Origin of the sequence: Paraburkholderia aspalathi (assembly GCF_905220735.1) — a bacterium.
Classification (GTDB): domain Bacteria; phylum Pseudomonadota; class Gammaproteobacteria; order Burkholderiales; family Burkholderiaceae; genus Paraburkholderia; species Paraburkholderia aspalathi.
Genome location: NZ_CAJNBA010000007.1, coordinates 162,020 through 186,070 on the forward strand (window position 1 = coordinate 162,020; position 24,051 = coordinate 186,070).

Here is a 24,051-nt window from a genome sequence, read left to right on the forward strand (position 1 = left end):
GCTTGAATGCGCGGCCGCGGTCGCGTATGTGGCCGCGCACATCGTCCCGCACAGCTAGTCCAAATACGCGGCCCTGAACCTTCCGGTTCAGGGCCGCGTGCCGTTTACCGCCGGCTCACGTCCGACACCTGCCCACACCGCGACGCCTTACGAAATAACGTCACAATCGCTACTCCAGCGGACGACTACAATCGTCTACACGCTGCTCCCTCGCTGCCATATGCCGAAGGAACGCGGCGCCGCTGACCCATATCCCGGGAGACGATCATGTACGTTCAGCCTTACGTATTTTTCAACGGCCGCTGTGAAGAAGCGCTCAGGTATTACTGCGAGAAGCTCGGCGCCGAAATCACATTCCAGATGCGCTACAAGGACGCGCCGCCCGATGCGCAAGCGGGGATACGTCCCGGCATCGAGGACAAGATCATGCACGCGGCCATCAAGCTCGGCTCGACGATCTGGATGGCGTCCGACGGCCACTGCGACCCCGACGCAGGCTCGATGAACGGTTTCAGCCTGTCGCTCACGGCCGACGACGACGCCTCGGCGAAAAAATACTTCGATGCGCTCGCCGACGGCGGACAGGTCATGATGCCGTTTCAGCCCACCTTCTGGAGCAAAGGGTTCGGGATGCTGGTGGACCGCTTCGGTCTCGCCTGGATGGTGGGCGTGCCGGAAGAGCATGAATCGTAAGCGACAGGTCGGGAAGGGGCGCGCGGCCCTGAGCGTTGCGCCCTAAACCTTCAGCAAACTGCGCGAATGCCGTTCGATGTTCCAGTTCGGCTCAGTCTCCAGCAGCAAAGCGCGCAAGCGGTCCACTTGTTCGGCAAGCCGCTGCCCGAGCCAATACGGCCCTTGCAAGTCGGGTGGCAAGTCAAGCGCCGCGCCGCCGCACACCTCGGTGAGCGGCGTTGCAGCCGGAATGCCGAAGTGCGTCGCGCGGCCAAAACGCAGCCCGCGCGCGATCGCCAACAGCATGCCGCGCACGGCGTGCACCTCGACGCCGCACTCCCGCGCATACGCGGCGCGCGCTGCAGCGTCCGCGCGCATCAGCGGGCCGGTCGCCAGCAATTCCAGCGAACTGAGCACCGACCGATGCAAGCGCTGGATCTCTTCGAGCTTCGCCTGCGGCACGTCGATCTCCTTTGCCACCGAAGGCATCAGCGAGCGCAACTGCACCAGCCGCTTGTTGATCGCGAGGAAGCGTTTGACCTGTTCCTCTTCGCTGATCGTTTCGCCTTCCAGCAAACGGGTGTAGATCCGCGCACAGTCGCGCAGATTGTCGGCGATCCCATAGCGCCACGAATAGGTCGCGTGCAACGGCAACGCGAACGAAAACGCCAGCGCGATCACAATGCCGATCAGCACGTTCAGCGTGCGCCATAGACCGACGTCGATCAGATTGTCGCCATGACCCGCGACGATGCACATCGTGATTGCCGTCAGCAGGCCGATATACCCCGACGATCCAATCGCGAACCACGCGCAGATCCCCGCGACGATCGACATCAGCACATAGGTGAGCGGCAGCGAGCCGGTCAGGTTCTGCGTGAGGATGAGCAGAAGCCCGATCACCGCGCCGAGCAGCGTTCCCGCCGCCCGGTCGGCGGCCTTCTTGCGGATGTTGCCGTGATGCTGCAAGCCGCCGATCACCACCAACAAGGTCACCGACGACCAGATGCCGTGGGGAATGTCGATCCCGGTGGTTGCGAGAATCGACACCAGCATCGCGACGCCGACCCGCAGACTATGCAGCACCTTTGCGTGGCGATAGCGGTAGTACGGCGACGTGATCGTGCGCACCATGCGGCTGATGGCCGAGCGGCGGACAAGGACGCGGGGGGAATCGGCAGAAGCCATGGCTCGCGCGACGGACGCTTTGAAGGACGGTTCCGCTATCCTGCCCTGGAGTGCCCTGGAAAGACAAACGCCCGCAAACTTTTGTCTGCGGGCGTTGCTTTTCCGGCGAGCTGGAACGGCTGGCTTAGCCTTCGACCACGTCCAGATAATCTTCCGGACGGGTACGGTCCTCGGCGCGCTGCATGCCGAACGCGCGCACCAGCAGGCTCACCACGACCGACACCACGAGGTTGACGATCAGCGACCACACCGCCGCGTAGCCCGGAATCGCCATGCCGAACAGGTGGATCGTGAAGATCGAGCCCGCCAGCTTCAGCGAGATCGCCATCCACGTGCCGGTTGCGATACCGACCGCCCAGCCGATCAGCAGGCCGCGGTAGTCGAGCACGCGCGTGTAGAGGCCCAGCACGATGGCCGGCAGCGTCTGGATGATCCAGATACCGCCCAGCAGTTGCAGCTGGATCGCGTACGTGAGCGGCAGACCGAGAATGAACGCGACCGCACCGACCTTGACGATCAGCGACACCAGCTTCGCGACGTTGGTCTCCTGCTCATGCGACATGTTGCGGTTCACGAACTCCTTGTGGATGTTGCGCGTGTACAGGTTCGCTGCCGCAATCGACATGATCGCCGCCGGCACCAGCGCGCCGATACCGATCGCCGCGAAGGCCACGCCGACGAACCACGACGGGAAGAAGTGCAGGAACAGCGCCGGCACCGCGAAGTTCGGGCCGAACGCCTTGAAGTACGGCGCGAATTCCGGCATGTCCTTCACACCCGAAGCCAGCGCCATGAAGCCCAGCAGCGCGAGCAGGCCGAGCACCAGCGAGTAGGCTGGCAGCATCGCCATGTTGCGACGGATCGTGTTGCCCGACTTCGACGACAGCACCGCGGTGATCGAGTGCGGATACAGGAACAGCGCGAGCGCCGAACCCACTGCAAGCGTCGCGTACGCGCTGTAGCCGTTCAGGCTCGACACGTCCGGTGCCTTCAGCAGCAGCTTGGCAGGCGGCACCACGCTGAAGATATGGCCGAAGCCGCCCAATTGCGGCGGAATCACGATGATCGCTGCGAAGATCACGATATAGATCAGCACGTCCTTGACGACCGCGATCATGGCCGGCGCGCGCAGGCCCGACGTGTACGTGTAGGCCGCCAGAATCGCGAACGCGATGATCAGCGGCAGATCGCCGACGAAGCCCTTGGTGTCGAAACCCAGTGCGCCGATCACCACTTCGATACCGACCAGTTGCAGCGCGATGTACGGCATCGTCGCAACAATGCCGGTCACGGCGATCGCCAGCGCCAGCATGCGGCTGCCATAGCGAGCCGAGACGAAGTCGGCCGATGTCACGTAACCCTGACGCTTGGCGATGCTCCACAGTTTCGGGAACACGACGAACGCGAACGGATAGATCAGGATCGTGTACGGCAGCGCGAAGAAACCCGTTGCGCCCGCACCGAACACCAGCGCCGGCACGGCGATGAAGGTGTAAGCGGTGTACAGGTCGCCGCCCAGCAGGAACCAGGTGACGATGGTGCCGAAGCGCCGGCCGCCGAGGCCCCACTCTTCCAGATGGGCGAGGTCGCCCTTGCGCCAGTGAGCCGCGACAAAGCCGAGAATGGTGACGCCGATAAAGAACAGGACGAAGACGAATGTTGCGGTGGCGTTCATTATCGTGCGCCCCCTTGCGAGCTGCCCGTCGAGCGGGTCTTGGTCTTGAAGTACACGAGCGCCGTGATGATCGCGCTGATCAACACCCACAGCAGCTGGTACCAGTAGAAGAACGGAAAATCGAACAGCTGCGGTTCGACCTTGTTATATGACGGCACCCAGATCATCGCGATCCAGGGCAACAGCAGCAACCAGAGCCAGTGCTTGCTGGCCTTGTTCGCGTCGGCGTCGTGAGCCATGACGTCTCCTCTTCCCTATTATTGAAATGTTGGCCCGTGTGTGGACGGGTGGTGGATGTCCCGTCGCAGGTAGGCCACGGGTACCCCGAAAGCTTCGAAAGAGTATAGGAGCCGAGAACGTCCGGTCAAGCAGGGACGACCCGAGGCGCAAATGTGCTGCTGGGGCGCGCGGGGCGGTGGTTTAGCGGAGATGAGGGGTGGCCGCGAGGGCGCCGGACGCGGGGGGCCGGGGCGCCGATGGGAGCGATGCGTCCTGGGTATCCGGGGATATCGAACCAGCCGGGCAATGCACGGGGGAAGCGGCTGGGAAACCGTCGCATGAGCGCAACGGGGACCTGGGTCGGACCAGCCTCAACCAGCCTTACGCGGCCTTAAGCGGCTTCAAGCGGCCCGACCCATTCTCACATTAGATCGAGAACGAGCTACCGTTCTGACCGGTCGATTCCTGCAGACCCTTGATCCACTTGCGCGCCGGCAAGCCGAGTTCCGCTTCGATCAGCTTCGCGCGCGCTTGCAGCGTCGTGAACGGCACGTCGAGTGCCGGGCCCGAGAACGCGATGGCGATGCGGTTGCCGTCATGCACTTCCGGCAGCGCGACCACACGGCCGTCGAAGGCTTCGTTCAGACGCTTCATGTTGCGCACGAAGCTCGGATGATCGCCGAACAGATTCACCGTCACCACGCCCGCCTCGGTCAGGCACGCGCGCACCGCGCGGTAGAAGCCGACGCTGTCGAGCACCGGGCCACGCGCGGTGGCATCGTAGACGTCGATCTGCAACGCGCCGATCGTGCCGTGGTTGGCGCGATCGTTGACGAAGTCCCATGCGTCCATTTCGTGCACGGTCAGACGGGCGTCGTCGTGCGACAGTTCGAACATCGTGCGCGCGGCGACGACCACGGCCGGGTTCACTTCGACCGCTTCGACTTTGGCGCGCTTCAGGAACCGGTGCGCAAACTTGGTCAGTGCGGCCGCGCCAAGACCGAGCTGGACGATCCGCTTGGGCGTTTCGATGAACAGCAACCAGGCCATCATCTGCTGCGCGTATTCGAGTTCGATCTGGTCCGGCTTGCGCAGACGCATGGCGCCTTGCACCCATTCCGTGCCGAAGTGCAGGAAGCGCACGCCGCCCTCTTCCGAGAACGTCACCGGTGCGAAACGCGGCTTGCGCGGCGCTTCGATTTGCGGCGCGTCGTGCAGATCGTCGTCGTGCAGCGCGCGCTTTTTATTGCGCACTGCTTTCTGTCTGTTCAGCGTGTGGTCGCCGGCGTCAGCGTCTTTATTGCGGAAAGCACGGGCTTCAGCCGAGGCGCGCTTGATCAGTTTCGTCATGTAAGGATGTCGCGCCAGAGACGCAATTTTTGGTCGAACGAGAGCATAGCATTCGCCGGACTCGACGAAGGCAATACGAGGGTGACGTAGCCCGCTTCGCCGATCACCGGCGCAAAGCGGCCTGCTGTCTTGCCGTTGAAGCAGACTTTCTTCAACAGCGGCGCGTGAGCGCGCAGAGAAGCAAAATCGTTGGGGCTGGCGTTGCGGATCGCGGCGTCGAGACTGCCTTCGCGTTCGCAGGCGGCGAGCACGTCCCACACGCCGATGCCGTGCGAAAGCAGACGCCGTAGCCGTTCCTCATAGGCGAGGTCGGGAAGCGGTTCGTCGAGCACCGTGCCCAGCAAGCGCCAGAACTGGTTACGCGGATGCGCGTAATACTGCGTCGCGGCCAGCGACGCCTCGCCGGGAAAGCTGCCGAGAATCAGCGTGTGCGTATCCGCCGCAACGACGGGAGGAAAGCCGCGCAGCATCAGCGCTTTTCCTTTCGGTCCGATGCCGGCGCGTGCCCGGATTCATGTGCTTCCCGTTCGGAAAGGTGTCCCGGTTCTGCGCGCTGTGCACCATGGGCGGCGCGCGATGCCGTGTGCTCAAGCGGCCGGCCGTGTTCCCGCACATGAGTGCGCGGCGGAGCATGGACGTGGCTGGACGCTGAATGCGCAGACGGTGTTTGGCCAGGAGACGCCAGATGCGCCCACAACGCCGGCAACATGCACTCCGTGACCATCAAGGGCTCACCGTGGCGCTCGAACACCGAACGGCGTGCGACCAGCGTATGCGGCCTCACACCACCAATCTCAACCGCAGCCAACCGGTACAACGGATGACGCGCCGTCAGCTTGCGGCTCACCAGCGACGATCGCGCGACGCTGCTATCGCTGTACAGCAACTCGGCGAGCGGCCGCGTGCGCAATCTTCGCGTGGCCTGCCATACGCCGACGCTCGCGGCCAGCGGCGCGACACTATGCGCCGCGACAAACGGCACGCCGTCGACCGACAACACCACTTCCCGAACCCACACCGGCGCACGCGGCGCGAGGCCCAGCGCGGCGTATTCGTCGGCCCACGACAGCGCGACGGCTTCGCGCGTCACGCGCACCGCAACCGCGCCAAGCGTGCGCAGATGCGCGGTCAGCGATCCACCGCGGGTCAACCAGTCTTTCTGGGCGGCGCTAAAACCGGGTAAGGGCGCGACACGCCAGTGGGCGTCGGCGGCATCGAAACGGATAGGCATGGTGTCGGATTATAACGGCGCAGTTGTCAGAAGATCGTGAGTCCCACACCTATCGTCCTGTCGGGAATGTCAGTCGATCACCATGCCCGGCGGAACCGCCTCAATCAGCGTATCGATTTCAGACAGTTCCGATTCTCCTCGTCCAGCGACGCGCGATACAACCTTCGTGCTTTAACAAGTCGACGGTCCGCCCGTGATTGAAGGGCGTGCCATGTGATCGGATATTGAGGGAGATAAAGAAACATGAAAACGTTCCTGGGCGCTTCTGCGTGCGCAATGTCTGTCGTGCTGCTGGCGGGTTGCGCGGCGCCGCTGAACCGCGACAAAGAAACATCGTTGAATAAGGCTGTCGGCATCGAGGTGACGCCGGTTGCCAATGGTGTCTCAGTCAAGCTGCCCGAAGCCGCGCTGTTCGAGTTCGGCAAATCCGAAGTGCGTGGTGATGCAGCGGCCGTCATCAATCGTTCAGCCGTTCTGCTCAAGCGCAGCAAGAAGCCGGTGCTGGTTGAAGGTTACACCGACAATGTCGGCACGCTCGACTATAACCAGCAGCTTTCCGAATCGCGCGCCACTGCGGTGGGTTATGCGCTCGTGGCGCGCGGCGTGGCGATGGACCGGATCAGGACGAAGGGCTACGCGTACAACAACCCCGTCGCCAGCAACGATACAGCCGAAGGGCGCGCACTGAACCGACGCACCGAGATCGTGGTGCGCGGTGAAACGATGGATACGCTGATGGGGCAGAAGTAGGTGTTCGCCATCTGATGTGAGGATCGTAAAAACGCCCGCATGACGCGGGCGTTTTTACGTGTGCGGTCTTTTAGACGCGACTTTGCAGTTTCGGCGCGACTCTCGCAAACAACTATCGAGCGCTTACATCGCCTGCAGACGTGCCGCCACGCGCTCGACCACCGGCTCCCACGCGCCCGGCCGCGGTTGGCGAAACAGATCAACAGAGTCGTACCACGGTTGCGTCTCTTCATTGCCCCAACACCAGTGCGACACGTGATCGAGCATCGCCAGCACCGGGCGCCCCAGCGCACCGCCCAGATGCAAAGGCGCACTGTCGATGGTAAGCACGGCATCGAGCGCGCTCACGTGCGCGGCCACGTCGTCGAAACCGGCCTGATAGTGCGCAGTCAGATCGCACACGCGATGCCCCGATCCGCTCAGCGCTGCCACATCGGCGTCACGGCCCGGCGTCAGCGGATGGAACACGATATTGGGTAGCGCGAGCACGGGAGCCAGCGCCGCAAGCGGAATCGACCGCTTCGCGTCGCGGCGATGCGTCGGGCTGCCTGACCAGACGAGGCCGATATGCAATCGCGCCGCCTCCCCGCCCCCTGCGCCGATCCGCTCGCGCCACGCCGCCACGCGGCTTGCATCGGCGGTTAGATAGGCACCGACGCGCACCTGGTCAGGCCGCAACTCCAGCACCGACGGCACGCTCATGATCGGCAGCCCAAAGTGCGGCTTGCCGAGCGGTCCGTCCTCGATGGAGACGCAATCCCCGTAAAAGCGCGCGAACAGCGGCTGTAACGCCCGGCGCACTGCGAGTACCAGCCGACCGCCTTCGTCGCGGACGCGCGCCGCCAGCTCGTGCACGAATCGCACCATCTGAATATCGTCGCCGTTGCCCTGTTCGCTGTGCACGATCAAAGTCTTGCCGGCCAGCGATTGACCCTGCCAGCGCGGACACAGCCTTTCCATCACCGTCACAACGTTGTTGGGCTCGCGATCGTCGCGCGTTAGACGCGCCGCGAAGTGCGGCCATGCGCTCGACCAGTCGCCGCGCCGCAACTTCAGATCGGCCAGATCGACGGCCGCCTGCGATGCGGATGGGTCGAGCGTGAGCGCTGCATACAGTGCCGCTTCGCTTTCTGCAAAACGCGCCTGCTCGGCCAGATACATGCCGATCGCGCCCATCACTTGGGCATTGCCGGGCGCGGCGGCATCGACAGCGCGCATGGTTGCTTCGGCCGCGGCAGCGTCGTTGCACTGCCACTGCGCATGGCTCAGTTGCCAGGCAATTTCTGCATCGGCAGGATGGCGTGTCAGCACCTCACGACAAACGCGTTCGACGGTGGACCAATCGCGGATTTCTCGGAAAGCCAGCGCGAGCTGCAACGGCAATGCGGGGTGGATCACCGGATCGAGCGCATAGGCCCGCAACAGCGCCGCGCGACGCTCGGCTCGCGCGCTCGCACCCGGTGACGACGCAAGCGCAATCGCCAACCACCAGGGGGCGCGTGCATCCTGTGGCTCGCGTTGCTCGTACGCGCGCAACATGTGTACTGCCGCCGAATGCGCGCCGCAGCGATTGATCAACCAGACGATCCATTCGAGCGTCGCTGCCGACGGTTGGGTGGTTACCGCCAACTCGCTGTCGCGCTGCGCGGCGTCAGCCTGGCCGAGTGCGTCGGCAAACAAGGCTAACCGTGCGTAACGCGCGCCGTTTTCTGCCGCCTGCGTGTGTGCTTGCGACGCACTGTGGTACGCCGCTTCAAAACGCCCCGCACTCGCGCACAGGTCCGCATGTAATTGCGGCGTGACACCCTCCGCGGTTAACTCAAACGCCCGTCGCTCGGCAGCGTCGAAACCTTGCTCGCGCAAGATCGACCACAGGAGATGCACGGGATCGGTGGGGGTTGGCAGTGCGGAATCGGACATGGAGATACAGAGAGTTATCGCGGCGCGTCAATGCGCAATTGCAGAAAAGAGATCGGATGCGTGAACGGCTCGGAGACTGCAGATAGTCCCTCAAGCATCCGAATTTCGATCGCGCAAGCATAAGACAGAGCCGCGTTTTTACATCTCACAAATCAATCTCGATTTAGCGCGTTGAATAGATCTGATCGGTTAAAGGAGGGCAAAAAAAATGCGCTGCCAAGGCAGCGCATTTTTCAATCACAAGCGTCAGAACGACGCCGGTCCAGTCTCAAATCAAACTCGAAAACTCAACCCGCACGCGCCAGCAACAACGCGTTGGTACGCTTCACAAAGCTGGCCGGATCTTCCAGCGCGCCGCCTTCAGCAAGCAAAGCCTGATCGAACAGCAGATGACACCAGTCGTCGAAATTCGCGCTGTCCGCATGCAAGCCCTTCACCAGCGCATGCTCCGGATTCACTTCGAGAATCGGATGGAACGACGGCGCTTCCTGACCCGCCGCCTTCAGCATACGTTGCAGATAGCCGCTCATTTCGCCATCGTCAGCTACGAGACAAGACGGCGAATCTGTCAGACGGAACGTCAAGCGCACGTCCTTGGCCTTGTCCTTCAACGCTTCTTTCATCTTGTCGACAAGCGGCTTGAACTCTTCGCCGACCTTTTCCTGCGCCTGCTTTTCTTCGTCATTCAGCGCGCCCAGATCGAGATCGCCGCGCGCGACGCTTTGCAGCGGCTTGCCGTCGAATTCGTTCAGGAACGACAACATCCATTCATCGACGCGATCGGTCAGCAGCAGCACTTCCACGCCCTTCTTGCGGAACACTTCGAGATGCGGGCTGTGGGTCGCGGCCTGCCAGGTATCGGCGGTCACGTAGTAGATCTTCGTTTGCTCGGGCTTCATCCGCGCAACGTAATCGGCGAGCGAGACGTTTTGCTCCGGCGATTCCGTATGCGTCGACGCGAAACGCACGAGCTTCGCAATACGCTCGCGATTGGCGAAGTCTTCGCCGATGCCTTCCTTCAGCACCTGACCGAATTCCTTCCAGAAGCCGGCGTACTTTTCCTTGTCGGCGTCGTTCTCCGAGTTGGCCAACTCTTCCAGCATCGACAGCGAACGCTTGGTCACGCCTTCACGGATCGCCTTCACGTCGCGGCTTTCCTGCAAGATTTCGCGCGACACGTTCAACGGCAGATCAGCCGAATCGACCACGCCCTTCACGAAACGCAGATAGCCCGGCAGCAGTTGTTCAGCGTCGTCCATGATGAATACACGCTTCACGTACAGCTTCAGGCCGGCGCGATGATCGCGGTTGAACATGTCGAACGGCGCATGCGTCGGCACGTACAGCAGTTGCGTGTATTCGCTACGGCCTTCAACGCGGTTATGCGTCCACGTCAGCGGATCCTGATGATCGTGCGAGAGATGCTGGTAGAACTGCTTGTACTGCTCTTCGGTGATGTCGTTCTTCGAACGGGTCCACAGCGCGCTCGCCTGGTTGACGGTCTCGTCTTCTTCCTTCGTGACCATCTCGCTCTTTTCAGCGTCCCACTCTTCCTTCGCCATCAGGATGGGCAGCGCGACGTGGTCCGAGTACTTCTGAATGATCGACTTCAGACGATGCGACGACAGCAGCTCGTCTTCATCGGCACGCAGATGCAGCGTGATGGTCGTGCCGCGCGCAGCGCGTTCGATCTGCTCGACCGCGAAATCGCCCTCGCCCGCGCTTTCCCAGCGCACGCCTTCCGAGGCCGGCAAACCGGCACGGCGCGTTTCGACCGTGATCTTGTCCGCGACGATGAAGCCCGAGTAAAAGCCCACGCCGAACTGGCCGATCAGCGCCGCATCTTTCTGCTGGTCACCGGAGAGCTTGCCGAAGAATTCCTTGGTGCCCGAGCGCGCGATCGTGCCGAGGTTGGCGATCGCTTCGTCACGGCTCATGCCGATGCCGTTGTCGTCGAGCGTGATGGTGCGTGCGGCCTTGTCGTACGACACGCGAATCCGCAGATTCGGGTCGTTTTCGTACAGCGCGCTGTTTTCGATCGCTTCGAAGCGCAGCTTGTCGGCCGCGTCGGACGCGTTCGAAATCAGCTCGCGCAGAAAGATTTCCTTGTTGCTGTACAGCGAATGGATCATCAGGTGCAGAAGTTGTTTAACTTCTGCCTGAAAGCTCATGGTTTCTTGTGCCATGGTCGGACTTCCTCTCTGTTACGAATGGGGTTCTAGTCAGGCGTGGCGCACGGCCGCGAACCGCTTGGGCCCACTTGGGCCTCTCCTTGGCCGCCGGGACCGTGCCGCCGGATGGCCGGATTGCCGTGTCGCCGCTAAGTTGGGGCAGCCCGGCGAGGTTTCAAGAGGCGCGCCGCGCGACGCTGTCGAGATAGCGGCACAGGAACGTCGACAGCTCCGGATCGCCGCAGTTGGCGATATTGAAACGCATCCACGTGGTGGGCGATTGCTGCGGAGAAAACAGGCTACCCGGCGTCAGCAGAAAGCCTTCTTCGTGGCCGGCGGCCGCGAGCGCGCTCGCATCGACGCCCGTGTCGGCCCACAGGAACATGCCCGCCGCGGGCGTCAGAAACAGCTTCATGCCGGTCTTTTCGAGCATCCGCACCGATTTTTCGCGCACGCCGTCGAGCCGCGCGCGCAGCCGCTCGACGTGCCGGCGGTAATGGCCCTCGGTGAGAATCTTGTAGAGCACGCGCTCGTTCAGTTCGGGGCTCGTCATGCCGACCAGCATTTTCTGATCGCTGACGGCCGTGGCCACTTCAGGCGCGCAGGCGATAAAACCCACGCGCAAATTGGGCGCGAGCGTCTTCGAAAAGCTACTCAGGTAGATCACGCGCTTCAACTGGTCGAGGCTCGCGAGGCGCGTGCCCGGATAGCTCGGCGGGCACAGATCGCCGTAAATATCGTCTTCGACGACGATGAAATCGTAGGCCTCGGCGAGACGCAGAATGCGGAACGCCTGCGCGGCCGTGAGCGAGGTGCCGGTGGGATTCTGCAGCACCGAATTGATCACCAGCATTTTCGGCCGCCAGGTCTCGACCAGCGACTCGAGCGCGTCGAGGTCCGGCCCATCCGGCGTGTACGGCATGCCGACCAGCCGCGCGCCTTGCGACGCGAAACGCCCGAACATCTGAAACCAGGCCGGATCGCCAACGATCACTGCATCGCCCGGCTTGACGTAAATCCGAGAAATCAGATCGATCGCCTGGGTGATGCCGGAGACCATCACGATCTGATCCGGCGAAGCGCCGATTTCCAGCTCCTCAAGCCGCGTCTGCAACTGCTGGCGCAGCGGCAAAAAGCCTTGCGGCGTGCCGATGCCGAGCATCTGCGCGCCGCTTTGTCGGCCGAGCGTGCGCAGCGCGTTGGTGATCAGATCGCCGTCGAGCCAGCGGCCCGGCAAGTAGCCGAGGCCAGGACTACGCTCGGGGCGCGCGCCCGTATGCAACATATTGCGCAGCAGCCAGACCACATCGATCGTGGCCGGCGCGGGCGCCGCTGCGGCGATCGTGCGGATCTCGGCCGTCGGCGCAGCGCCCAATCGTTCGCGCACATAGAAGCCGGAGCCGCGGCGCGACTCCAGGTAGCCCTGCGCCACCAGCCGCTCATACGCCTCGACCACGGTGAAGCGCGACACGCCCTTGTCCAGCGCCAGCTTGCGGATCGACGGCATGCGCATGCCGGGACGGAACACGCGCTCCTCGATGCGGCGGCGCGCCCACTGGACGAGCTGCTCGACCAGCGTCAGTGACGTCGTGTCGTGAGGCGTGGGAATCTGGGTAAGCGGGACGGACATAACGGGCTCCAACTGTACCGAACGGTATCGAGTCGATTGTACCGTTACTGTGCCGGTCGCCGCCGCTACATTTAAGGCTACATTTAAGATAAGCAACGGATGATGAAGCGGCCCGGGTTGCATCCCGCCGCTCACAAGCGAACTCGGGCAGGACCCGCCCAAACGCCATCCGCCTGGCCCGCCGACCCGGCAAACGGTTATGCTTACGACCCCGGCAACGCTGCTGCCGCACCCGGCGCACGTCCCGGCTTACCGCAGAAACCGTTTTCCTGATCCGCCATGACTGCCCATTTGCTCCGCCTCGATCACCTCGTGATTTCCGCCCGTACCCTCGACGAGGGCACCCAGTACGTTGCCGACACGCTCGGCGTCGCACCGGCCGGCGGCGGCGCGCATCCGCTGATGCGCACGCACAATCGTCTGCTGAATCTGTGGGGCGGCGTGTATCTGGAAGTGATCGCGATCGACCCGCAGGCGGCAGAACCGGCGGATGGCGCCTCGCCCTGTGCCCGCCTGTTCGCCCTCGACGACCCGGCGACGCAAGCACGGCTCGAAAAAGGCCCGTACCTGTCGCACTGGGTTGCCCGAGTTGAACGGCCGAAGCAGCTCGGCGCATGGCAAACGCAGTATCCGCAGCGCATCGCACCGATCGTGCCGATGACGCGCGGCGATTTCACCTGGAGTCTGTCGGTGCCTGACGATGGCGCCTTCCCCGCGTGGCAAGGCGCCGGCGACGGCGTACTGCCGACGCTGATCCAGTGGGACACGCCGAAGCACCCGTCGGCGGTATTGGATGAAACGGGCATTGCACTGAAAGCTTTGAAAGCAGTCCATCCACAGGCCGACGTAATTGCCGCGCAATTGCACTGGCTGGGCGCGGCGCACCTGATCGCACTCGAGTCCACGGACGGCGCGGCGGCGCTCGTCGCCGAGTTTGAGACACCCGAGGGTCTACGGACCCTTAAATAAGCAGCGCGCGTGGGCCGTCGACTCGCGCGATAATTGAAGTTTTGACCAGTTCCAGAGATACCAGCAGAGGAGACCATGGACCAAAGCGACTTGAAAGCCCCCACGTGGCAACTGTCCGAACGCGCACGCAAGCTCACGAGCTCGGCGATTCGCGAGATCCTGAAAGTCACGGAACGGCCCGAAGTCATTTCGTTCGCGGGCGGCCTGCCCTCGCCGGCAACCTTCCCGGCCGAGCGCATGCGCGAAGCATCCGACCGCATTCTGCGCGACGCGCCCGCCGCGGCCTTGCAATACAGCGCGACCGAAGGCTATCTGCCGCTGCGTGAATGGATCGCGCAACGCTATTCGGTGAACGGCGCGCAGATTCGTCCTTCGCAGGTACTCATCACGACCGGCTCGCAGCAAGCGCTCGATCTGCTCGGCAAAGTGCTGGTATGCCCGAACAGCCCCGTGCTGGTCGAAACGCCAACCTACCTCGGCGCGCTGCAATCGTTCTCGATGTACGAACCGCGCTACGTGCAGGTGCCGACCGACGAGCAAGGCCTGATTCCCGAAGCGCTCACGCCCGAGCTGACAGCCGGCGCACGCCTCCTGTACGCACAACCGAATTTCCAGAATCCGACGGGCCGCCGCCTGCCGGTCGAACGCCGCCGTGCATTGGCCGCGTTCGCGAAGACCGCGCCGTTCCCGGTGATCGAAGACGATCCCTATGGCGCGCTCGACTATGCGGGCGAGCCGCTGCCCACCATGCTGTCGATGGCGCCGGATCACATCGTCCATCTCGGCTCGTTCTCGAAGGTGCTGGCGCCCGGCCTGCGGGTCGGCTACATCATTGCGCCCGAAGAGCTGATCTTCAAGCTCGTGCAAGCCAAGCAAGCCACCGATCTGCACACGCCGAGCTTCACGCAACGCATCGTGTACGAGGTGGTCAAGGACGGCTTCCTCGACATGCATGTGCCGACCATTCGCGAGCTGTACCGCGATCAATGCGCGGCGATGCTGGCTGCTCTCGAACGCTACATGCCGGAAGGCGTAAGCTGGAACCGGCCGGAAGGCGGCATGTTCGTGTGGGTGAATCTGCCCGCGCAGATCGACAGCATGAAGCTGCTCGAAGAAGCCGTCGCGCAGAATGTGGCGTTCGTGCCGGGCGGTCCGTTCTTCGCGAGCGAAGCCCAGCACAACACGCTGCGCCTGTCGTTCGTCACGGTGCCGCCGGCCAAGATCGACGAAGGCGTGTCGCGTCTCGCGGCGCTGATCCGCGCGAAGGTCTAAGCTGTCCCGACCAACTCGCGCCACCGAATTTCATTACTGTTCACTACCGACCAAGGACACACCATGGCTCAATCAAACGTGTACGACAAGCTTAAGGAACTGGGCATCGAACTGCCGAGCGCAGGCGCGCCGGCAGCCGCCTATGTGATGAGCGCGCAAAGCGGCAACACGGTGTACCTGTCGGGCCACATCGCGAAGAAAGACGGCAAGGTATGGGCCGGCAAGCTTGGCGCCACCCTCACCACCGACGAAGGCAAGGCCGCCGCGCGTTCCATCGCGATCGACCTGCTCGCCACGCTGCATGCGCATGTGGGCGACCTGAACCGCGTCACGCGCATCGTCAAGCTGATGAGCCTCGTCAACTCGACGCTTGAGTTCACCGAGCAGCATCTGGTGACCAACGGCGCCTCCGAACTGATCGCAGACGTGTTCGGCGAGCGCGGCAAGCATGCGCGCTCGGCGTTCGGCGTGGCGCAGATTCCGCTCGGCGCATGCGTCGAGATCGAGATGATCGCCGAAGTCGAATAACAACCGCCAACAGGTTCGGCCGCCGGTTCGCCCGGCCGGTCGTACCGAGCGTCCTGAACGCGTCGCGAGGTGTCTGTCACCTGCGACGCGTTTTGCATTTGTGGCGAGGTAGATCGTTCCTTTGTCACCAGATAGAATCCGCCAACCCTATCAATCTGCCGGATTCGCCGGACTGCGCCTGATGACCGCTCACACCGTTCGTTTCAAACAAGTCGACGTGTTCACGTCGGTACCGTTCAAAGGCAATCCGCTTGCAGTCGTGTTCGATGCCGATGCACTCGATGCCGATCAGATGCAGGCCATCGCGCACTGGACCAATCTTTCCGAAACGACCTTCCTGCTGAAGCCGACCGACCCGGCTGCCGACTATCGCGTGCGTATCTTCACGACGCATGGCGAGTTGCCGTTCGCTGGTCATCCGACACTCGGCACCGCGCATGCGCTGCTCGAAAGCGGGTACCGGCCGAAACAGGCTGGCAAGCTGATCCAGCAATGCGGCGTGGGTCTCATCGAATTGAAGGCGCTGAAGGCGCCGGCTGAATCGACCGGTGAAGCACAGGAGACATGGGCATTCGCCGCCCCGCCTGCGCGCGTCACAGCGCTTCCCCAGGATCGGTACGCGGCGCTCACTATGGCTTTGCGTAGCGATGCGATCGACTTCAGCGCAACGCCCTGTGCGGTCGACAATGGTGCGCCATGGCTCGTGGTACGCGTCAATTCAGCGCGCGATTGCCTCGCGCTCGAGCCCGATGCCGCCGCGCTCGCCGACCTCGTCCATGCGATGGACACCCACGGCCTTGCCGTCTATGGACCGCACGGCGCTGACGGCCCGGCCACCTTCGAGGTGCGCTGCCTGATGTCAGGCGGCCGCTTCGGTGTGGGCGAAGATCCGGTGACGGGCAGCGCGAATGCCGCACTCGCGGGCCTGCTGAGCGCCCAGCAATTGCGCCCCGGCGCACACTACACGGCCCGCCAAGGCACCGTGTTGGGCCGTGCCGGCAACGTTTCGGTGCACTACGACGACGACGCCGGCAAAACGTGGATCGGTGGGCCGTCGGTGACGATCGTCGACGGCACGTTCCGCTTGCCATGAACGGCGCAGCGCTCGATTGCGGGTTCGCGCGCGCCGGCCTGCTGCTGAGCGCCGGCCGTGTTTTGCCGCTTCAAGCCACGCTTAACAACAAAATGCCGCACCTTTTGCGCGATTAATGCGCCATGCATGACGAGAGGCCTGGCACACCTGAATTCCATATCCCGATGAAATATTCGAAAACAAGTGCCAGGCCGCAGCCCCATGGCTGGCTGCGCCGGCTGCGAATTCAGCCGGACGGCACGCCCTGTCGCGCCCGCGTATACCCGATGCGAGGACTCTTCCTTAATCCAGTGGCATTAAGTAATATCGAAACGTACCCGATGACCTGCGGATGGTCAGGCACGACGCCACGCTCCCTTCCCCTGCGCAGCAGTCCCGGCACCTTGGTCACCATGCAGCCACCCATGAAATTAGCGCAGTCAATGCTCGCGCAGTTGCAACTGGCCGGCACCAGGGAACGGGCCGCCCGATGAGCCAGTTCCGCTTCTCCGACCAGCGCGAAGCCAAACCCCGCCGCGACCCTGCTGTGTCGCGCCGTCGTGCCCTGCTCGCCATTCCGGCGCTCGGCGTGCTGGTGCTGATCCTGCTTTGGACTGTGATCTTCGCGCGCCTGTCGGTTGAAAAGGAAGCCACGAATCGCGAGGCGATGGCCTCTGCCGCGATTCTCTCCGCGGCGCTGGAGCAGCACACGGTCAAGGCAATTCACCAGGTCGACCAGATCACCCGCTTCGTCAAATACGAGTTCGAAAAAACGCCGAATCATTTCGATCTCTCCAGCACGGTGGAAAAAGGCGTGGTGCAAAGCGAGACGCTCGTGCAGGTGTCGCTGATCGACGAGCACGGCACGCTGATCGCCAACACGGCTGAACTCAATCCCAAACACATCGACCTGTCGGACCGCGAACACTTCAAGGTCCACGAACACGAAAACGACGACCAGTTGTATATCAGCAAGCCCGTGCTCGGCCGCGTATCCGGCCACTGGACCTTGCAGATGACACGGCGGCTGAATCATCCCGACGGCTCGTTCGCGGGCGTCGTGGTGGTCTCCGAAGACCCGAGCTATTTCACCAGCGACTTTTACAACAACGCGGCCATCGGCCGTGAAGGCGTGATCGCGGTAATCTCGGACAACGGCACGGTGCTGGCGCGCCGCACGGGCAGCGTCGACACCGCCAGCGGTTCGTTCTCGGCGAGCGGTTCGTATCCGACCTCAGAGCATGTGTCGGGCACCTACGTCGATTCGATCGACAACGTCACGCGTATCGTCTCCTACCGCCATATCGACGGCTATCCGCTCGGCGTGCTGGTCGGTCTGTCGCAAGCCGAAGAATTCGCCGACTACAACCACACACGCAACGTTTATCTGCTGATGGCGGGCTTCATCTCGCTCGCCATGCTGAGCTTCTTCGCGGTGGCCACCGGCTTGATCGGCAAGCTGCTCGGACGCGAACGCGAGATGACGCATCTGGTCGAGTACGATCTGCTGACCGGTCTGCGCAATCGCTATGCGACGCTGCAAACACTGCGGCACGACGTGGCACAGCATTCCAATCTCGGGCGCCTCGCGATTCTTTTCATTGACCTGGACAACTTCAAGACAGTCAATGACACGCTAGGCCATAACGCCGGCGACATCGTGCTGCAAATGACGGCCTCGCGCCTCGCAACAGCGGTCGGCGACGGCGGTGCATTGAGCCGCATCGGCGGTGACGAGTTCGTCGTGGTGATCAAGGGCGATGACGTCGAGAAGCGTGCCGTCACGCTCGCCGAAGCGGCAGCCGAAGCATTCTCCAAGCCTTTCGAAGTGCGCGGCAGCTCGTTCGTGTTGCACGCGAGCATCGGCATCGCGCTCTACTCGGTTGCCAACGAAAGCGAGATCGACCTGCTGAAAAAAGCCGACCTCGCGATGTACAGCGCGAAAGATGCGGGCAAGAACTGCTACCAGTTCTATTCGCCACAGTTGTCGCACCGCGCGGACCACTTGATGAAGTGGGAGCAGCAACTGCGCGTCGCGCTCGCTGAAGGCCAGTTGTTCCTCGCCTATCAGCCGAAGATCGATCTGACGCGCCGCTGCATCACCGGTTTCGAAGCGCTGGTGCGCTGGAACCATCCGCAACACGGTTTGATTCCGGCCAACGAATTCATTCCGGTCGCCGAATCGACCGGTTTGATCGTGCCCATCGGCGACTTCGTGATCGAGACCGCGTGCCGCCAACTGGCGTTGTGGCAGCAACAGGGCTACGACACGCTCTCGCTCGCGGTGAACATCTCCGCGGTGCAGTTCTGGCGCGGCGATCTGTACGAAACCATCTCACACGCGATCGAGGAAAGCGGCATCTCCGCGCGCCGCCTCGAACTCGAAATCACCGAGACGGCGATGATGGAATATCCCGAACTCGTGTCGGAGAAAATCTTCGCGTTGAAGCGCCTCGGCGTGCGCATCGCGCTCGACGACTTCGGCACAGGCTATTCGTCGCTGTCCTACCTGAATCGCTTCTCGGTCGACACGCTGAAGGTGGACCGCTCGTTCGTCCAGGCGATTCCCGGCGACCGCAGTGTCTGCGTGATGGTCACCGCGATCGTCAACCTGGCGCGTTCGCTCGGACTCACGGTGGTGGTCGAAGGCACGGAGACCGAAGAGCAGATTGCGTGGCTCGCCGCGCTCGGCCATATCGAGGCGCAGGGCTTCCTGTTCTCGCGTCCGGTGCCGGTCGAAGCGATTCCGGCGCTGCTCGAACGCTTCGGCGTATGCGGTATGAAGGGTCATCGCCACGTGCACGATGTCGACAGTACCAGCAGCGTGTCCAGCACGAGCACCAATAGCTGAATGCGGCCCGGCGGTGGCGCGCCAGTCGCACACAAGCGCGCCGCGTGCAGCCTGTAAGCGTATGTGCCGCAGCCCCACGCTTATCCAACCGCTGCTTCGCAAAACCGGCTACATTCACGCTGTAATGCATCACAGCGCGATGCCGTCTGCGAGCCGCGCCAATACACACACAACAATGATCTCAGAGGGCGGGCCGCCCGAATGCGGGGGCCCGCGTCGCCATGCAGTCGATCACGAGCCAGGATGCCGCTAGGCGAGGGAAACGGGAACCGCTATGGACGCTGTTCCGGGTCGTGTTCGGCCTGTCAGCGCTGTCGTGGGGCGGTCTCGCTCTGATGGCACAACTCGAAAACCACTACGTAGAACGCGAGGGGCGGCTCTCGCGCGTGGCGTTTTCCGATCTGATCGCGCTTGCCTGGATGGTGCCGGGACCGGTGGGCTGCAATGTCGCCGTGCAACTGGGACATGCGCTGCGTGGACGCACCGGCGCCTGGGTGGCGGGCGTCGCCAGCGTGCTGCCCTTTTTCATACTGATGACGCTATTCGCGATCTTCTATCGCACGCCGCTCGTGCGCGCCGCAGCTTCCCAAACGTTGCTCAATCACTTCAGCGTGGTGCTGGCCACGCTGATCGCGATCACCTGGTACAAACAGACGCGCGCGCTGGTACGCGGCAAGCTCGAATGGATCGCCGCGGTGCTCGGTTGTGTGGCGCTCTTCTATGCACGCAGTCCCGCGGCCTATGTGTTGATGCTCGGCGCAGCCTTCGGCACCGGTTGGTTCGTCAGTCCGGTTCGCAATACTCGCATCGTGCTGTCGATCGGTCGCGGGGACTGGCAGATGCTGGCCGCATTGAGCGTGTTGCTGGTGTTGTTCGCCCTGCCGTTGCCGCATCGCTATGAACTGGCGCTGCTGTGGCCGCGACTGGCCGGCGCCGGCATGACCTTGTTCGGTGGTGGCTTCTCGGCGTTGCCGGTACTTAAGACATTGTTCGTCACGCCGGCGATCGGCGTGTCGGATAACGACTTCACCTTGGCGTTTTCGCTCTCCCCGTTGTCGCCGGGACCGCTGCTGAATGTGGTGCCGTTCTTCGGCTATCTGGTGGATGGCTGGGTGGGCGCGCTGATTGCCACGCTCGCGCTCTTTGTGCCGTCTGGCTGCCTCGTCGTGCTGGCGCAGCGGCATCTGCATCAGTTGAAGGCCAATCCGCGTTTCGAGCACGGCATGCGGATCTTGCGCGCGGTCACCACCGCGTTTCTGGCGGTGGCCGTGCTGCGCATCGCGGTGCATGTGCCGTTTAAACCTGTGTATCTGGTGACGGCGCTGTTCTCCGGCATGTGCTTCGCAAAGCTCAAGGTGCCGGTGTACGCGGTGTACGGAACCGTGGCGGCCGCATGTGGGTTGTGGCTTGCCTACGGCGCCATGCAGTAGGCGGGCCGGGCGTCAGAACCCGCGTGACAACACCGCTACGCCGATCGTCACCACGCCCAGCACGATATTCACCAGCACCAGACGCCGAATCGTACCGACTGCCTGCGCGCCATCCGGCCACTTCTGCGCCTGCACCGCACGGCGAATGCGCGGGAACACGGCGAAACGAATGTGCCCGAAGATCAGCATCATCACGATGCCGAGGCCGGCCATGGCATGCAACGGCCACGTGGCGTGACCACCACCGAATTGCATCAGCAGAAAGCCGCCCGTGAGGAGAATCACCAGCACGGCTGCGGCGACCCAGTTGAAGAAGCGGCTGAACACCGATTCCCACAAAGGCAAGCGTAGTTGCGGCGAAAGATCGGCAATAGCCGGGCGCAGACAGAAATGCGCGAATACCATCCCACCCACCCACACGGCGACTGCGAGCAGATGCAAAAAGAGTGCGAGTTCGACAGCTTTGTTCATAATTGTTTTCCTCTCCCGATGACGCCACGCCGCTTATGACGAATGATATTTGTAGCGGCTATTGAGCGCATTCGACCGCGCGCTATGCGCTCAGTTCCATGTACTGGCTGCGTCTTAACATTCTTTGTAGTTGTTATTGCAGCGCGCCCGATACCGCGACGGTGCTGCACCCCGGAATTTTGCTGCGTGCGGCGTGTGCTTCAAGGTGCGCGTTGTTGCTGTTTGCACTTTAAAGCACACGCCGCGTTCATGCCTGGTTCTACCTACTTCCAGCTACGACCTGCTAGCTACTAACTACTAGCTACGATTACGCAGCGAGTACCGGACGCATACTGTCGAGCTTCATCTTGCTCTCAGGCGCACGCCCCTTGCGCGCCCGCTTGCCGATATGCGGCGTGAGCGTGGCGCCGCTCAGCTTCTCTTCGTCGACACGGCCACCTCGACGCGTGCCGATCAACACCACGCCCGCCTTGTTGATGGACAGCGCCTGCACCAGCGTTTCCTTGTCGTCGAGCGCCATCAGCGTGACGCCGCGTCCGCCACCCGAGAGCGTCTTCATTTCGTCGAGACCGAACACCAGCAGGCGTCCACCCGAAGACAGACACGCGATATGCGTCGCATCCGGCAGCATCGGCATCGGCGCGAGCGGTGCAGCGCCGGCGTCGATCGTCATGAACGACTTGCCCGCCTTCACGCGGCTCACCATATCGCCGACCTTGGCGACAAAGCCGAAGCCGTTGCTCGACGCAAGCAGCAATGCCTGATCTGCGGACGCCGCGTAGTAATGCATCAGATGGCTACCCGATTCGAGTTCGATCAGCGACGTAACCGGCACGCCATCACCCCGTCCGCCCGGCAGCATCGCCACCGCCACCGAATAGACGCGGCCATTGCTGCCCCACGCGACCAGCGTATCCGGCGTGCGGCACTGGAACGCTGCGTAGAGGCCGTCACCGGCCTTGAACGTGAAGCCGGCCACATCCAGGCCGTGGCCCTTCAGCGCGCGGACCCAGCCCTTCTGCGACACCACTACCGTCACCGGCTCGTCGACCACGCGTGCTTCGAACGTAGCGCGCTTTTCCTGCTGGATCAGCGTGCGGCGCTCGTCGCCGTATTGCTTCGCGTCGCCTTCGATTTCCTTGATGAGCAGACGCTTCATCGCGGTTTCGCTGCCGAGCAGTTCTTCGAGCTTGGCCTTCTCGTCGCGCAGTTCGGACAGTTCCTTCTCGATCTTGATCTTCTCGAGACGCGCCAACTGACGCAGGCGGATTTCGAGAATGTCTTCGGTCTGGCGGTCCGACAAGCCGAATGCGGCCATCAGTGCGACCTTCGGCTCATCCGATTCGCGGATGATGCGAATGACTTCGTCGATATTCAAGAAGACGATCATCCGGCCTTCGAGAATATGGATCCGGTCGTCGACCTTGCTCAAGCGATGACGCGTGCGGCGCGTAACCGTCGCGAAGCGGAACGCGATCCACTCGTGGATGATCTCGCTCAAGCCCTTCTGACGCGGCCGGCCATCGCCGCCCACCATCACCATATTGAGCGACGCGTTCGATTCGAGGCTCGTATGCGCGAGCAGCGAATTGACGAACTCAGTTTGGTCGATGCGGCTCGACTTCGGCTCGAACACGAGACGCACCGGCGAGTCCCGGCCCGACTCGTCGCGCACTGCGTCGAGCAGCGCGAGCATGGTCTGCTTGGTCTGCAACTGTTCGGGCGTGAGCGCCTTCTTGCCGAGCTTGATCTTCGGGTTGGTCTGCTCTTCGATTTCTTCGAGCACCTTCTGCGCGGCCGTGTTCGGCGGCAGTTCGGTAATCACGAGCTGCCACTGGCCGCGCGCGAGCTCTTCGATCTTCCAGCGGGCGCGCACCTTCAGGCTGCCGCGGCCGGTTTCGTAGGCCGCGGAAATCTCGGCGTCGCTCGAAATGATCTGGCCGCCGCCCGGGAAGTCCGGCCCGGCGATGTGTTGCATCAACTCGGCGTGCTCGATCTTCGGATTGCGGATCATTGCCACCGCAGCCGCTGCGACTTCGCGCAGATTATGCGACGGGATTTCCGTGGCGAGACCCACGGCAATGCCGGATGCACCATTCAGCAACACGAACGGCAAGCGCGCGGGCAACAGCCTCGGCTCTTCGAACTCGCCGTCGTAGTTCTTCATGAAGTCGACCGTGCCCTGGTCGATCTCGTCGAGCAGCAGCTTCGCGATTGGCGTCAGGCGCGCTTCGGTGTAGCGCATGGCCGCTGCGCCGTCGCCGTCGCGCGAACCGAAGTTGCCCTGGCCGTCGATCAGCGGGTAGCGCATTGAAAAGTCTTGCGCGAGACGCACCAGCGCGTCGTACGCCGACTGGTCGCCGTGCGGGTGGTACTTACCCAGCACATCGCCGACCACGCGCGCCGACTTGACGGGCTTGGCGTTGTCGCCAAGGCCCATGTCGTTCATGGCGAACAGGATGCGGCGCTGCACCGGCTTCTGGCCGTCGCATACGTCAGGCAGCGCGCGCCCCTTGACCACGCTCACCGCGTAGTCGAGGTACTGCCGTTCCGCGTAGTTGCCGAGCGTCAGGAAGTCGCCCTCCGGGGGCGGCGGCTCGGTGAAAAGGTCGAGAGTGTTATCGTCGTCCATCTAGATTCCGTATCCGTGTT

General features: G+C 63.0%; 19 protein-coding genes. 8 read left to right on the forward strand and 11 right to left on the reverse strand.

Annotated elements, in window-relative coordinates; genetic code table 11:
* Nucleotides 1-267 precede the first annotated feature (267 nt).
* A complete protein-coding gene (locus tag KHO30_RS31695) occupies nt 268-693 on the forward strand; it encodes a VOC family protein (RefSeq protein WP_211703283.1) in 426 nt (141 codons plus the stop codon).
* Between the two features lie 42 nt (nt 694-735).
* On the opposite strand, the gene KHO30_RS31700 is transcribed toward KHO30_RS31695, so the two are convergent.
* From KHO30_RS31700 to KHO30_RS31725, 6 genes are all read right to left on the reverse strand, one after another.
* The gene (locus KHO30_RS31700) at nt 736-1,860 is read right to left on the reverse strand and encodes an FUSC family protein (RefSeq protein WP_200619796.1); all 1,125 of its coding nucleotides are present in this window, start codon (nt 1,858-1,860) and stop codon (nt 736-738) included.
* Between the two features lie 124 nt (nt 1,861-1,984).
* On the reverse strand, nt 1,985-3,535 hold the full coding sequence (gene mctP / locus KHO30_RS31705) for a monocarboxylate uptake permease MctP (protein ID WP_200564402.1): 1,551 nt from the start codon (nt 3,533-3,535) through the stop codon (nt 1,985-1,987).
* Nucleotides 3,535-3,774: a DUF3311 domain-containing protein gene (locus KHO30_RS31710; protein WP_054035028.1), complete on the reverse strand. Its 240-nt coding sequence runs from the start codon at nt 3,772-3,774 to the stop codon at nt 3,535-3,537. The genes mctP and KHO30_RS31710 overlap by 1 nt, the downstream gene beginning before the upstream one ends.
* A 406-nt stretch (nt 3,775-4,180) precedes the next feature.
* Nucleotides 4,181-5,104 carry a class I SAM-dependent methyltransferase gene (locus KHO30_RS31715; RefSeq protein WP_211703285.1) on the reverse strand — a complete coding sequence of 308 codons (924 nt, stop codon included), beginning with the start codon at nt 5,102-5,104 and terminating at the stop codon, nt 4,181-4,183.
* Complete coding sequence (locus KHO30_RS31720) at nt 5,101-5,574, reverse strand: DNA-deoxyinosine glycosylase (protein WP_211703286.1); 474 nt, start codon at nt 5,572-5,574, stop codon at nt 5,101-5,103. Before KHO30_RS31720 ends, KHO30_RS31715 begins: the two co-directional genes overlap by 4 nt.
* Entirely contained in the window at nt 5,574-6,335 is a 762-nt protein-coding gene (locus KHO30_RS31725) for a chorismate--pyruvate lyase family protein (RefSeq protein WP_211703288.1), read from the reverse strand. Before KHO30_RS31725 ends, KHO30_RS31720 begins: the two co-directional genes overlap by 1 nt.
* Before the next feature lie 243 nt (nt 6,336-6,578).
* Between KHO30_RS31725 and KHO30_RS31730 the strand changes: the two genes are divergently transcribed.
* Nucleotides 6,579-7,085: an OmpA family protein gene (locus KHO30_RS31730; RefSeq protein ID WP_211703289.1), complete on the forward strand. Its 507-nt coding sequence runs from the start codon at nt 6,579-6,581 to the stop codon at nt 7,083-7,085.
* Between the two features lie 123 nt (nt 7,086-7,208).
* Here KHO30_RS31730 and KHO30_RS31735 read toward each other — a convergent pair whose 3' ends face one another.
* From KHO30_RS31735 to KHO30_RS31745, 3 genes are all read right to left on the reverse strand, one after another.
* On the reverse strand, nt 7,209-9,005 hold the full coding sequence (locus KHO30_RS31735; RefSeq protein WP_211703291.1) for a hypothetical protein: 1,797 nt from the start codon (nt 9,003-9,005) through the stop codon (nt 7,209-7,211).
* A gap of 287 nt (nt 9,006-9,292) precedes the next feature.
* Nucleotides 9,293-11,191 carry a molecular chaperone HtpG gene (gene htpG, locus KHO30_RS31740; RefSeq protein WP_200654109.1) on the reverse strand — a complete coding sequence of 633 codons (1,899 nt, stop codon included), beginning with the start codon at nt 11,189-11,191 and terminating at the stop codon, nt 9,293-9,295.
* A gap of 160 nt (nt 11,192-11,351) precedes the next feature.
* A complete protein-coding gene (locus KHO30_RS31745; RefSeq protein WP_211703292.1) occupies nt 11,352-12,806 on the reverse strand; it encodes an aminotransferase-like domain-containing protein in 1,455 nt (484 codons plus the stop codon).
* 279 nt (nt 12,807-13,085) lie between these two features.
* Between KHO30_RS31745 and KHO30_RS31750 the strand changes: the two genes are divergently transcribed.
* From KHO30_RS31750 to KHO30_RS31775, 6 genes are all read left to right on the forward strand, one after another.
* Complete coding sequence (locus tag KHO30_RS31750) at nt 13,086-13,775, forward strand: VOC family protein (protein ID WP_211703293.1); 690 nt, start codon at nt 13,086-13,088, stop codon at nt 13,773-13,775.
* A gap of 75 nt (nt 13,776-13,850) precedes the next feature.
* Nucleotides 13,851-15,047 carry an aminotransferase-like domain-containing protein gene (locus KHO30_RS31755; RefSeq protein WP_211703295.1) on the forward strand — a complete coding sequence of 399 codons (1,197 nt, stop codon included), beginning with the start codon at nt 13,851-13,853 and terminating at the stop codon, nt 15,045-15,047.
* 63 nt (nt 15,048-15,110) lie between these two features.
* Nucleotides 15,111-15,575 carry a RidA family protein gene (locus KHO30_RS31760; protein WP_211703297.1) on the forward strand — a complete coding sequence of 155 codons (465 nt, stop codon included), beginning with the start codon at nt 15,111-15,113 and terminating at the stop codon, nt 15,573-15,575.
* Nucleotides 15,576-15,756: 181 nt separating this feature from the next.
* Nucleotides 15,757-16,668, forward strand: a complete 912-nt coding sequence (locus tag KHO30_RS31765; RefSeq protein WP_211703298.1) for a PhzF family phenazine biosynthesis protein — start codon at nt 15,757-15,759, stop codon at nt 16,666-16,668.
* A gap of 469 nt (nt 16,669-17,137) precedes the next feature.
* Nucleotides 17,138-19,498 carry a bifunctional diguanylate cyclase/phosphodiesterase gene (locus KHO30_RS31770; protein WP_093639335.1) on the forward strand — a complete coding sequence of 787 codons (2,361 nt, stop codon included), beginning with the start codon at nt 17,138-17,140 and terminating at the stop codon, nt 19,496-19,498.
* Nucleotides 19,499-19,719: 221 nt separating this feature from the next.
* Nucleotides 19,720-20,928: a chromate transporter gene (locus KHO30_RS31775; protein WP_200619806.1), complete on the forward strand. Its 1,209-nt coding sequence runs from the start codon at nt 19,720-19,722 to the stop codon at nt 20,926-20,928.
* Nucleotides 20,929-20,940: 12 nt separating this feature from the next.
* Here KHO30_RS31775 and KHO30_RS31780 read toward each other — a convergent pair whose 3' ends face one another.
* Both KHO30_RS31780 and parC read right to left on the reverse strand, forming a co-directional pair.
* On the reverse strand, nt 20,941-21,399 hold the full coding sequence (locus KHO30_RS31780; RefSeq protein ID WP_054035038.1) for a CopD family protein: 459 nt from the start codon (nt 21,397-21,399) through the stop codon (nt 20,941-20,943).
* Nucleotides 21,400-21,706: 307 nt separating this feature from the next.
* The gene (gene parC, locus KHO30_RS31785; RefSeq protein WP_211703299.1) at nt 21,707-24,031 is read right to left on the reverse strand and encodes a DNA topoisomerase IV subunit A; all 2,325 of its coding nucleotides are present in this window, start codon (nt 24,029-24,031) and stop codon (nt 21,707-21,709) included.
* Nucleotides 24,032-24,051: the final 20 nt, after the last annotated feature.